The organism is Rudaeicoccus suwonensis, from assembly GCF_007829035.1.
Classification (GTDB): Bacteria; Actinomycetota; Actinomycetes; order Actinomycetales; family Dermatophilaceae; genus Rudaeicoccus; species Rudaeicoccus suwonensis.
In genome coordinates, this window is the sequence record NZ_VIVQ01000005.1 from 12,260 (window position 1) to 23,019 (window position 10,760).

General features: G+C 66.0%; 12 protein-coding genes. 9 read left to right on the plus strand and 3 right to left on the minus strand.

Annotated elements, in window-relative coordinates:
• Nucleotides 1-32 precede the first annotated feature (32 nt).
• A complete protein-coding gene (locus tag BKA23_RS16595) occupies nucleotides 33-1,244 on the minus strand; it encodes a hypothetical protein (protein WP_145230580.1) in 1,212 nt (403 codons plus the stop codon).
• 857 nt (nucleotides 1,245-2,101) lie between these two features.
• On the opposite strand from BKA23_RS16595, the gene BKA23_RS16600 reads away from it, so the two are divergent.
• Together BKA23_RS16600 and BKA23_RS16605 are read left to right on the plus strand one after the other, a co-directional pair.
• A complete protein-coding gene (locus BKA23_RS16600; protein ID WP_145230582.1) occupies nucleotides 2,102-2,680 on the plus strand; it encodes a helix-turn-helix domain-containing protein in 579 nt (192 codons plus the stop codon).
• Nucleotides 2,677-3,900: an MFS transporter gene (locus tag BKA23_RS16605; protein ID WP_170226655.1), complete on the plus strand. Its 1,224-nt coding sequence runs from the start codon at nucleotides 2,677-2,679 to the stop codon at nucleotides 3,898-3,900. Before BKA23_RS16600 ends, BKA23_RS16605 begins: the two co-directional genes overlap by 4 nt.
• Here BKA23_RS16605 and BKA23_RS16610 read toward each other — a convergent pair.
• Together BKA23_RS16610 and BKA23_RS16615 are read right to left on the minus strand one after the other, a co-directional pair.
• On the minus strand, nucleotides 3,817-4,179 hold the full coding sequence (locus BKA23_RS16610) for a hypothetical protein (RefSeq protein ID WP_145230586.1): 363 nt from the start codon (nucleotides 4,177-4,179) through the stop codon (nucleotides 3,817-3,819). The genes BKA23_RS16605 and BKA23_RS16610 overlap by 84 nt on opposite strands.
• A gap of 330 nt (nucleotides 4,180-4,509) precedes the next feature.
• Complete coding sequence (locus BKA23_RS16615) at nucleotides 4,510-4,920, minus strand: helix-turn-helix domain-containing protein (protein ID WP_145230588.1); 411 nt, start codon at nucleotides 4,918-4,920, stop codon at nucleotides 4,510-4,512.
• A 249-nt stretch (nucleotides 4,921-5,169) separates the two neighbouring features.
• On the opposite strand from BKA23_RS16615, the gene BKA23_RS16620 reads away from it, so the two are divergent.
• From BKA23_RS16620 to BKA23_RS16650, 7 genes are all read left to right on the plus strand, one after another.
• The gene (locus BKA23_RS16620; RefSeq protein WP_145230590.1) at nucleotides 5,170-5,475 is read left to right on the plus strand and encodes a hypothetical protein; all 306 of its coding nucleotides are present in this window, start codon (nucleotides 5,170-5,172) and stop codon (nucleotides 5,473-5,475) included.
• Nucleotides 5,472-7,094: a hypothetical protein gene (locus BKA23_RS16625; protein ID WP_145230591.1), complete on the plus strand. Its 1,623-nt coding sequence runs from the start codon at nucleotides 5,472-5,474 to the stop codon at nucleotides 7,092-7,094. Before BKA23_RS16620 ends, BKA23_RS16625 begins: the two co-directional genes overlap by 4 nt.
• Nucleotides 7,091-8,275 (plus strand): C40 family peptidase, encoded by a 1,185-nt coding sequence (locus BKA23_RS16630; RefSeq protein WP_145230593.1) that lies wholly within the window; start codon nucleotides 7,091-7,093, stop codon nucleotides 8,273-8,275. Before BKA23_RS16625 ends, BKA23_RS16630 begins: the two co-directional genes overlap by 4 nt.
• Entirely contained in the window at nucleotides 8,272-8,931 is a 660-nt protein-coding gene (locus BKA23_RS16635; RefSeq protein WP_145230595.1) for a hypothetical protein, read from the plus strand. Before BKA23_RS16630 ends, BKA23_RS16635 begins: the two co-directional genes overlap by 4 nt.
• A gap of 68 nt (nucleotides 8,932-8,999) precedes the next feature.
• The gene (locus BKA23_RS16640) at nucleotides 9,000-9,692 is read left to right on the plus strand and encodes a DUF6668 family protein (protein ID WP_145230597.1); all 693 of its coding nucleotides are present in this window, start codon (nucleotides 9,000-9,002) and stop codon (nucleotides 9,690-9,692) included.
• Nucleotides 9,689-9,967, plus strand: a complete 279-nt coding sequence (locus BKA23_RS16645) for a hypothetical protein (RefSeq protein WP_145230599.1) — start codon at nucleotides 9,689-9,691, stop codon at nucleotides 9,965-9,967. Before BKA23_RS16640 ends, BKA23_RS16645 begins: the two co-directional genes overlap by 4 nt.
• Before the next feature lie 36 nt (nucleotides 9,968-10,003).
• A complete protein-coding gene (locus BKA23_RS16650) occupies nucleotides 10,004-10,759 on the plus strand; it encodes a DUF8175 domain-containg protein (protein ID WP_145230601.1) in 756 nt (251 codons plus the stop codon).
• The last annotated feature ends 1 nt before the right edge of the window (nucleotide 10,760 follow it).

The following is a 10,760-nucleotide window of genomic DNA, read 5'->3' on the forward strand; positions in this document are numbered from 1 at the left end:
CGAGCATGCCTGACCGCCAGCAGCCCGAATCCTTAGAACGGGGGCTCGGCTCGGCCATGCAGGACGTCGTCGATGTAGCCGGCCTCGAGCTCAGCGTCGTGCTCGGTATGCCGGCGGTGTCGGCCGGGGCACCGGCGTGCCAGGCCGTCGTCCCAGACGGTGGTGCGCCAGGCAGTGCCGGGGTAGTCCGGGTCGGCTCTGGTGAGCCACCCGTGGTCACAGTCGTCCCGGGCGCAGTACGGCCGCGGATCCGCGGCCTCGGCCGCAGCAGCGCCTTCGTCGTGGAAGGCGTGGTCAGGGTGATCGGTGTCAGGGTCGATGTCGCGCAGCAGCCCGGCCAGCACGACCGCGGGGCGGGTGCGGATCAGGTTCGAGTCGAACCTCGCGGCGCGGATGCCGGCATACCCGGCACGGGTCAGCTGGTCGTCAACGACGCCGGCCAGCTGTGCGGCCGTCCACGGGCGCGGGCACCGCACGAACCTTGCCAGGGTCGGCAGCAACCTGCTGGGGTGCTCAGCGGCTAGCCAGGGCCACTGGTGGGCCAGATCTGCCGCGACCGAGCGTGCCGCAGGTCGCCAGGAATGTTTTTGTGGTTGCCGCGGCGGAGCCGCGTCCTTCCTTGAGCCGCTTGCGGCTCGGTTCGAGTGAAGGTAACCAGTGATTTGGTGAGAAATGAATGTCAGGTAAGGCGGGGTACTACCAGGGGTTGCAATCCACCAATTGCGTTGTCGGGCAAGGGGATTGGTGAAGGCGACCTCTGTGGACAAACCCCGCTGCCGAGAGCAGGGCACCTGGTCGGTCTTTGCCCGGTTCCACAGGGCCAGTTTCTCGGCCTTGGTGAGCATCCGGCCCGTCTCGATCACGACCTCCAGACCGAGCCGGCGGGCGACGTTTTGGGCGCGGTGAACGGTGCCCACATCGACGCCGAGCACGGATGCAATCGTGTCGGGGCGCACGATGCACCGCCGGCCGGTGCGCTGCTGCGCCCAGCCGGACCGGACTGTCAGGTAGCGGCGTAGCAACTGCACGCTGACCGGCGCTCCGTCGCGGCCATCGGGGCGGCGCACCCGCAGCGCGCCGTGCTTTTGGATCCAGCAGGCAATCGTGATCGGGACGTCCACGCCCAGCCACTGCGCCCGGGACGTCCACGCCGGGATCTTCGAGTACGCGCCCTCCGGCGCTACCTGGTGAAACGCGTACGGCTCACGAGCAGGGCCGCGGTCGTCCTGGTGGTACCGCGGCAACACCGCCGGCCGTTGGCGACAAACCAACTCTACATACGGGGCATGCTCACGCGCGCACACACGGTGCGAGGCCAGCACGTCGCTGGGCACCCCAGTGGGACGCGTCGAGACACGCGCATGTAATGAAGACTTTTGGGCAGCGCAAACTGGCGCTATAGTGGGTAGCACGAAGCCACTCCTTGAGAAGAGACGGACTCGCAACCCGGCCCTGCAAGGCCAGCACGAGAACTAAGAGCTAGACACTCAGCCGCCGCTGCAACGGCGGCTTTCGTGTTTTTCGGGCGATTCGCCCGTGGCTTAGATCGCTATTGGAAGCTCCTCCTGCGTTCTGGCTGGCTTTCCCGCCGGCCGTTCCGGCGCGAAAGGAAGATCGAGCGCCTTGGCCTCTAGATAGATCTGCACTGAGACGCCAGCTTCGTCGGCGCGTCGTTTGATCTCGTCCCTGCGTCCTTTAGAGGTCCTGAAGGCGACTTGCACCGATCGATCTATGCTTCGCTCCATAAGGAGCATCCTAGGCACGCGGGCCCGTGATAACCGGTTAGCCAGCACGCGTGTCGTGAGCCACTTACAAAAAAACCCCTGACCAGAAGGGTCAGGGGTTTCGGGCTGTCCTACGGACTAGCACCAGCCACAGCTGCGCGCAGGGACCATGTGTCCGCGCTCGGCTGCGACAACGGTGCTCGATGGGCCAACCGCAACGATCGCGGCCGCCGCGATCATTGCCACTGCGAGGAGCCTCTTCATGACGTCTCCTTCACTGGACGGTCGAAGATTTTGGACGAAGTGATTGCTTTCTCAGTTTAGCCACGACTTTCGCGACTCGCCATGTCAAGTGTCACACCCGTTACGGTCAGGGCATGACGTCTGAGGAGGAACCCGTCGCAGCGTTGATCGCGAGGTTTCGGGCGCTGGCATACCCGTCCCGGATCGCCATCATGGACGCGCTTCACGCCGCGAACGGCGTGGTCACCGAGGACGAGCTGGGCCGCTGGGTTCCTGAGGCGCGCAGGAATCTGCGCACCCACCTGGCCGCGCTCGAGAAAGCCGGCATCATCCAGAGAGTGGCGGCCAGTGATTCCTGGGAGCTGCAGCGCACCGCCCCAGTGGAATGGACCGATGACATGGTCCGGGGAAGCTCAAGACTTCAGCGAGCGGTGCAGGAGTTCGAGCGGCTGCTGACGCAGCGGCGGATAGATCGGATGCGCCAGTGGGCGCAGGAGCGACACCACTCGTGGCCGTCGGAGTGGTCGGATGCTTCGACGAGCACGGACTATGTGCTGCGGATGACCGTGCAGGAGATGGAAGATCTCGATGCTCGAATTAGTGCCGAGATTCGACGAGCCCGCGATCAGGCGCGCAGCCGGGAGGCCGCTGCCGAGGAGGAGACCGTGTTCGTCACAGTGTCGGCATTCCCGCTGAGGTTGGAGTCTTCGTGAGCGTTCCGGGGGTATGGGGGAATAGCGCGCTTCGGAGCTTTTGGGCATCGGCCACCAGTGATGCGCTCGGGGACGCGCTGTATTGGGTCTTCTTAGCGTGGGTGGCGGGTCGGTACCACGCCAGCTGGCTGCTGGCGTTGGCAACCATCCCGACCCTTTTAGCTCTGCCTTTTGGTGGAGTGTGGGCAGATCGTCGTCGACTCGTCGCCGCCGCCCGGCTCACTCTCGCGGCTCGCGCGGCACTTGCCGCTGGCCTCGCCGTTCTGCTGGCATCCCACGTTGCGGTGGTCTGGTTGGTTTTACCCGTCACACTGATCAGCTTCGTCGATGGTGTCCACCAACCAGCTATGAACAGCATTGCAGCGGTCGTCGGTTCATCGGATGCGACCACGCAGACGCAGATCCAGGCCTACCTGCGCGTCGGCTCGGAGTCGGCCGAAATCGTTGCAGGGCCGCTCGCCGGCATCTTGATTGGCTGGTTCCTGCCGAGCACCGGCTGGCTCTTCGCCGGCCTTTCACTTCTGGGGTGGGCACTGATGCGACGCACCTCGAGCATCGCTCCCACTCCACCAGCTCCGGCCTCCGTACAAGGCTCACTGCTAAGACAGTTTTTTGCAGGAATCCGGGCTCTTAGCGCGCTGCCGCGGCTTCGCTTCTGTCTACTCGTCTTCTGCGTCTCAAACTTCGTCCTGACGCCGCTGACGATCCTGGCCCCGGCCCTGCTGGCACATGACCGCGGCTGGTCCGGGTGGCAGTACGGATGTGTCCCTGCCGGGTTCGCTGTTGGAGCACTTGCATCCGCGCTTCTGGTCGACCATTTCGCGCCGACACTCAAGCGCCCACTGGTGACCGGCATCTCGTGCCTCGCGGGCCAGTCGGCGGCGTTCGTCTGCCTCGCTTTTGTCAACTCATGGTGGCTCGCCGCCGTCGTTGTGATGGTCGGGGCATTCGTCGGCATGCCCGGCGCAGATATCTACGGCGGGCAGGTCCAGGCGGCCAGTCCGGATGACCGGCGTGGGCAGGTTCAAGCCATCAAGGCTCTCGCCATCAACGTTCTTTCCCCGGCTGGCTACCTGGTGCTCGGGGTTCTTGGAGCATGGTCGATCAGCGCCGCGATCGCCATTCTGGCCGCCACGCTACTGATCTTCGCCGTCTTCGCTGTCTTCGCCGCCGGCGTCATTGAGAAGACTCATCCGCAGGACCTCCAGGCGCTCGTCTAGCTCACGGTTAACGGCGTCAAACACGCGATCATCGAAGAAGTACCGCACGTCGATGTCGAATGCGTTCGCGACGCCGGCAATGAGGTTGCCCCCAGGGTTTGGACGTTGGCCGCTGCGCAGGAGGTAGACGTGGGCTCGGGTCACTGAGCATCCGGAGTCTGTGATGCGACGCGCGAGAGATGCGTCGTCGTAACCAACGAGACGTCCAGAATCGACCCACAGCGTTGTCTCGATGAGCCGCGCGAACCGGCTTGGGAAGTCGAAGCTGTAATCGCGCACTCGAAAACTCTAGCCGTCGCACCGGACGTTAAAGAGAAGGTAAAGAACCATCCCAGCTTTACCCAAGGTTCCTGCCGAGACATAGCCCGCACCGGCGGCCGCAACTATTGTTGCGGAGGTCGAGAGCTAGTCACAGTCGGAGGTGTGGACTCGATGAAAAGCGACAAGTGGAGTAGGGACATATCAGCGGTAGGGCCAGCCTGGCGGGCAATTTGCGTGAGCCTTCTCGGCCACGAACCGTCACCCGACGTCGACGATGATCGACGCGAGCTAGGCGAACTCATGGCTACATCAGCACCGCACCTAGCCCCGAGCACCGCCATTTGGCAGCTACTCGCCGCCTGATCCCGGCAGGTCGTCGAGCAGATGCGAGAGAGCCTCAAGAGCACTCGGACTCAGCCGAGCCACTTGCGCCACGATGTCCCCGCGATCACTGCGTGCCACGTCTCTCAGCGCGGCGAGGTCCTGCCGGACAGCACGCTCGACCTCATCATCGAAGAAATACTCAACGGGCACCCCGAAATAGCCCGCAAGGGCGTGAACGACGTCACCTCCCGGCGCATTCCGATAACCCCGGCGCAGGTGGTTCAGGTACTGGGCCGAGACCTTGACTCCATAGCTATCGAGCAGGTCATTGCTCAGCTCGGCCGCCGAAGGCTGGCTCCCTCGCGGTCCGCGGACGTTGGCGAAAAGCCATGTGAGCTTTTCGCTCAGCCGAGGGATCCCAGCGCTTTGTGCCATCGCTACCTACCTCATCCGTCTTCTGCATCAGCTTCTGTCTTCGCCCCGGCTGCTCAGCGTTTCACAGTCGCTGCGGCCGCAAATCTCGTACTGCGATCCTAAACACCAGCTAGCTCCTATTGGAGTAATGTGCTCCTTATGGAGCCAGTAGAAACCAACGCGCGACCACCGCAGGCGCGAGGTTGCAGCACAGCGGCCACCTCATGGGCATCCTTGCGTCAGCGTTGCCCCTGGGGCGTAGGACATCACGTGGAGGTGGCCCAGGACGTCATCTATGAGGCCGCAGTCCTTGCGTCGGTGCCGGTAGCCGCGGTGGCGCTCACTCGCATGGGCGAGCAATTGGTCATCGATGGTTTTACCCGCCCGGCTCTTGTCTCGGCGCTGGTGCAGGTTCAGGCCGTGTGGCGTGAGCGCGCACGGTTGCTGGGGGAGCGGCTCGCGACGGTTGCCGACGCCAGCAGCTGGGGTCCCTGGTTGACGTCCTGGTCTTCGGCGGTGCTGCACGCCGAGCACGCGGCGTGGATGGTGGAGGCGCTGGGGGAGGGTGCTCGATGAGCGCTGCTGAGGCGTCCGTGGGGGATCCGGCTTCTGCTCCGGTTTACCCGGTGGTGCGGTTGATGACCGCGCCGGGTGAGGTGCTGGTGGATGGTGTGCCGGCGTCAGCTGGTCGCGGTGAGTCGTTGATGGATGCGGCGATCGCAATGGTTGCTCGACGAGCGGCGACCTCGAATGCCCGCATGGTGCGGGTGGTGGTGGTTGACGAGTCTGGCCGGGAGTTTTGGCACGTCGTGGATGCCGCGGGTGGTGTTCATGACCTGGTGCATGGTCAGCAGCGGCCGCGGACCCGGCAGGTGTCACGTCGGCGCACGCTGGCCGCTGCTGGTGTCGCGGGTGGGGTGTTCGTCGTGGCAGCGGCTTCGGTGGGGGTTGCTGTTATTGCAAGCACCTCGAGTTCTCGTGCAGCGGCACCGGTTCGGACTGTCACGGTTGCGCCGTCTGCGACGGCGACGCAGCTGCCGGCTGCGGGTGTGTCGGGGTGGTCTTCGGGCGCGCGGTGGGGTTCTCCGCAGGTGGCTTCGATCTCGTCGACTGAGCCGGCTGTTGCGGTGACTTCTGGTGGTGCTGTTTTTGCTGCTTTGGGGTCTGCGTCGTCGACGAGTGTTTCGGTGGCTCGGTTGTCGCCTGCCACGGGACAGCCCTTGTGGAAGGTCGGTGTGCCGGGGCAGCGAGTGCTGCAGGGCCCGGTGTTCGCGACCGTGTCGGGCCACCGCATGGTGCTGGTGGCCACGGACGCAGCGGTGTCAGGGGTGGATCTGACGACTCGCCGGGTGTCGTCCTGGTCGATCCCTTCGGGTAGTGGTGCTTCGGGTGTGCAACTGACAGCGGCTGGTCCGGTGATCCCGACGTCGAGTGCCTCGGCCTCGGTGGTCGATAGCTCGTTGACGATGGCTCCGCGTTCTGTTCCTGCGGGCGCTGCGGGCTGGGTGCCGTTACCGGACGGGCAGCTGCTCGCTTCTGACGCCTCCGGTCGTGTGTGGCGATCGGGCAGCGCGCAGGTTGCCGGTGCGCCGGTGCAGCTGGCGGGACCGAAGGGGCTGAGTGGTGCTGGGACGGGCGTAGCGACATCTCGGGTCCTGGTGCAGCAGTGGTCGTCTTCTACGGCGGGTTCCGCGGGGGTGGTGTTGCGCGGGTATGCCGTGTCGACCTTGAAGCCGCTGTGGACGAGTTCGACTGTGCCTGCACCGGTTTCGGGTCAGACGCGTCTATTTGGTTCGTGGTGGTGGACGGGTGCGGTCCTGGTGGATGTCTCGACCGGGCACGTGGTGTCGTTGCCGCAAGGGATGACTGTCGTGGGGGTGGATCACGGTCTGATCTGGGCAACGGACACCTCGGGTGCGATCGCGTCGTATGACCTGGATGGGCATCAGGTCACCGCAGCCGTAGATCAGCCGGCTAGTAGCGCCGGCACGGTCGCGCAAGCGATCCCCGTCGGGATGATCGGCCAGCAACTGTTGGTGTCGGCCGCCACGGACAGCAGCGGCGACCTGCGGTTGTACCTGCTGCCGTCAACCTCCGCCTCCTCGTCGGCTTCGGGGTCCCCGTCGGCGTTGCCCTCGTCGACGTCACCGGCATCTTCGTCGACGGCGTCGCCATCCAAGGTGAAGACGCGATGAGCGGCGGTTCATCGAAGGTGATGGCCAGTGGCGTGGGCGCGCTGCTGGCGTTGCCGATCCTGGTCGTCGCAGCGACGTCGGGTAAACCTCCGGTTGTCTCCCCGATCAGTGGCGGCCTGCGCAATGTTCCCGCGCAGTACGTGGCGCTGGTGGAGAAGGCGGGCTCGATGTGCTCGCAGATTTCACCACCGGTGATCGCAGCACAGATCGACGTCGAAAGCGGATGGAACCCGGACGCTCGCTCCGCTGCGGGGGCTGAGGGCATCGCGCAGTTCATGCCGGGCACCTGGGCGACGTGGGGCAAGGATTACGACGGCAACGGCACGCCGTCGCCGTTTGATCCCGGTGACGCGATCCCTGCGCAGGGCGCGTTCATGTGCTCGTTGGCCAAGCAGGCCCAGGCCGCGATGAACGATCACCGGATCGTGAACGGGTCCGTGCTGGATAACGCTCTGGCCTCGTACAACGCCGGTTTCGGTGCGGTGCTGTCCTCGCAGGGTGTCCCGACCGGCATCGCGCAGACCGATGCCTATTACAAGAAGATCGAGTCGCTGATCGCGTCGTACACCACGATCGGTGGCACGGTGTCGGGCCCGTATGGGCAGGCCGCGGTCGAGGCGGCGCAGCAGTGGCTGGGTCTGCCGTATGTCTTTGGTGGTGGCACGGTCGGCCCGCCGCCGGGACCGACGATGGGCGGTTTCGACTGCTCCGGGTTGGCGGCCGCGGTGGTCGCGAAGGCCACGGGTGGCCGGCTGTTGCTGGAGCACTATTCGACCGCTCAGTACGAGACGTCACAGATGACCACGGTCGCGTCGTACTCGGGTTTTGGTCTGCGGCCGTTGTCGTCGATGGCGCCTGGTGACGTGATCATTTTCAACATCCCGCTGTCGCTCGGGTACGACTCCCACCCGTGGAATCACGCGGGGATCTACATCGGTAACGGTCAGATGATCGACGCCCCGAAGCCGGGTGCCGTGGTGCGGGTGGACAACATCGCCAGCTCCTGGCCGTACCAGTGGGTCGCCCGCCGGCCCTTGGCGCAGTACACCGCTACCTCTTCTTCCTCAGCTGCCGCGGCGGCAGTGATGCCGGGAACACCGGCAGCGAAACCTGCTGCGACACAACCGGTTCCGGCGGTCGAGGACCGGACCACTACCCGTCACGGGAAGGCATCACGATGACGTCACTACCTGCTTGGGTCATTTCTCGGCGCTCCGGTTTGGCGGTCGCGGCCGCCGGGTGCCTGGTCGCGACGGTCGGCGTGACGGGATGCGGGGCCGGCCACACCGCCGCGTCGTCGACGGTCACGGTGACCGCATCCAGCACCGCGCCGTCGACCGCGACCTCGAGTTCGACCGGCCCGGTCACCGTCCCGATGGGTGCGAAAGGGTCACCGCGGGGTGGTTGCGGACTGAAAAGCGTTGACCGGCATGACTCTTCGGCGGTCGCACTGGAAGTGGCGATCGTGTCGGCGTGCTGGGACACCGCGTTGGACAAGACGCCGATGGACGCTCAGCGGCGGGCGATTCCGCTGCTGACGCCGCGGCTGGCTGCGGTGCTGAGCGCGCCGTTGGGAGGTAACGGTGGCGGCGATTCGACCGGGTGGGCGGACCTGGTCGCCCGTCACGGGTGGATGAGCGTCACCGCGACGATCGCCGACGAAGACGGCGGCATCCCGGACACCCAAACCACTGCCAAACACGAGGTGCTGGTGATCGCGGCCGGACACGCGAAGGGGTGGACCGGTGACCAGCAGACCTCCCTGGAAATCGTGACGATGACCCGCGCCACGTCGGCCGCGCCGTGGCAGGTGCTGAGCATGACGCCCGTCTCCTAACCCGCCCTCGTCGCTCTTTCGAAGGGACGAAAACCGATGGCACCACAGACGATTGGAGGACAGATCCGATGAGCGTGAGTATCGGACGACGTCACAAGGAACCGCCCGCGCAGAGTCCGCTGACGGTGCACCGCTTGGCCAACGCTCCTGCCGCTCCCGTGGTGGCCGATGAGCCGCTGGAGCGGGATGCGCTGCTGGGGAGCCGTGTGCATGTCAGCGGCCCGGCCAGCCCGACCGGATGGCACGGGGCGGCCGCTCCTCAAGGTCTTGCTCGCGGCCCGGTCGCGCCCGGCACCCAGGACCTGATCCACGTGGTGGGCCTGCACGGAGGCGCCGGCACGAGCACCGTGACGGCCTTGCTGGGGGAGCGGGCCGCCGATGCCGGCACCACCGTCCCGGTCGGTGAGCACCTGGTGGTGCTGCTGGTGGCCCGCACGCATGCCGCCGGCCTGGCGGCGATCCGCACTGCAGGGCAGGCCTTCACCGCCGGCCAGCTGCAGGACGTGCGACTGCTCGGCCTGGTCCTGGTCGACGACGGCCCGCGCATTAGCCGAGACCACCAGCGGGCGATCAAACCGCTGCTGGGAGTCCTGCCGATGACATGGCGGTTCGGCTGGCACGAGCCGCTGCGAATGACCAGCACCCCTGCTGGCACTGCACTTCCGGCGCGGGTGCGCCGGAGCATGACCGAGATCCGCGACCGCGGGATCTCTTTTCTGGAGCCCACCACTGGGCCGATCACGAAAGAGGCACAGCAATGACCGGATTCAAGAGCGCCGCCCTGACCGCGATGCCCGCAGGCGTGGACACCACCCCGGTGCAGCCGCCGGGGATGGGGAACCTGACTTTGCTGATCGGCTGGGTCGCGTGGGGCGTGTGCATCGCCGCCGTCCTGGGGTTCCTCGGCGGCCTGGTCTACCTGATCTTCTGCGCGCTGCGCGGCGATGAGATCCAGGGCGTCAAGCCTTGCATCGTCTGCCTGGTCGTGGCGGTGGTCGCCGGTTCTGCCGGCACATTCATCTCCGCCTTGAGCTAACCCTCGCGCCCGACACCTCAGCTGAAGGAGCAACCGATGGAACACGACAACGATCAGCCCGGCATCAGCAGTCGATGGGTCGCCTTGGGTGGTGGGGTGCTCGCGATCGCGATCATCGGCGGCGGATGGGTCGCCCTGACCGGCAACGGGTCTTCGACGAAGACCTCGGCACCCACCACGACTGTGACGGTCGCCCCGGGCTCCTCCTCACCCGGGGCAGGGACTTCGACCGGCACCGCCTCGTCTGCGAGCACGCCCGCAGCTCGCACTGGCTGCGGATTCCCTGCGGCCTGGGACGCGACCCCGGCCAGCAGCGCACCGCAGGTGACGTGGCAGCAGGTCGGTGGCCTCTCGGCTCCCACCTCTCCACAGTTGGGGCCGGGCAAGGTCAGCGGCCCGGATGGCGCGATACGGCAGTGCTATCAGCACTCGCCCACGGGAGCGGTGATGGCCGCTGCCAATATCGCGATCGGCGCTTCGGACCCGCTCGCCGGCAACGAGGTCGTCGAGAAGCAGTTCACGCCCGGACCGGGCAAGCAGCAGGTGCTGGATCAGCAGGGAGAAGAAGGCACCGCCACGATTGCAGGGTTCCAGGTGGAAGCCTGCGAGCCCGCCAAGTGCCTGATATCGATTGCGGTGTCCGGTGGCGGTAATTACGGCGCGGCGACCGTGCCGCTGGTCTGGTCCGGTGGCGACTGGATGGTCGACGGAACGGTCACCGGCATCTCTGCAGGGCAACCGTTGTCGAGCCTGGCGGGGTACGTGCCGTTTTCTCCGGGGCTGGCGTCATGAT

Coding starts and splice junctions, on each gene's coding strand:
- BKA23_RS16650 (WP_145230601.1), top strand. CDS start 10,004: ATGGAACACGACAACGATCAGCCCGGCATCAGCAGTCGATGGGTCGCC.
- BKA23_RS16635 (WP_145230595.1), top strand. CDS start 8,272: ATGACGTCACTACCTGCTTGGGTCATTTCTCGGCGCTCCGGTTTGGCG.
- BKA23_RS16615 (WP_145230588.1), bottom strand. CDS start 4,920: ATGGCACAAAGCGCTGGGATCCCTCGGCTGAGCGAAAAGCTCACATGG.
- BKA23_RS16645 (WP_145230599.1), top strand. CDS start 9,689: ATGACCGGATTCAAGAGCGCCGCCCTGACCGCGATGCCCGCAGGCGTG.
- BKA23_RS16625 (WP_145230591.1), top strand. CDS start 5,472: ATGAGCGCTGCTGAGGCGTCCGTGGGGGATCCGGCTTCTGCTCCGGTT.
- BKA23_RS16630 (WP_145230593.1), top strand. CDS start 7,091: ATGAGCGGCGGTTCATCGAAGGTGATGGCCAGTGGCGTGGGCGCGCTG.
- BKA23_RS16600 (WP_145230582.1), top strand. CDS start 2,102: ATGACGTCTGAGGAGGAACCCGTCGCAGCGTTGATCGCGAGGTTTCGG.
- BKA23_RS16640 (WP_145230597.1), top strand. CDS start 9,000: ATGAGCGTGAGTATCGGACGACGTCACAAGGAACCGCCCGCGCAGAGT.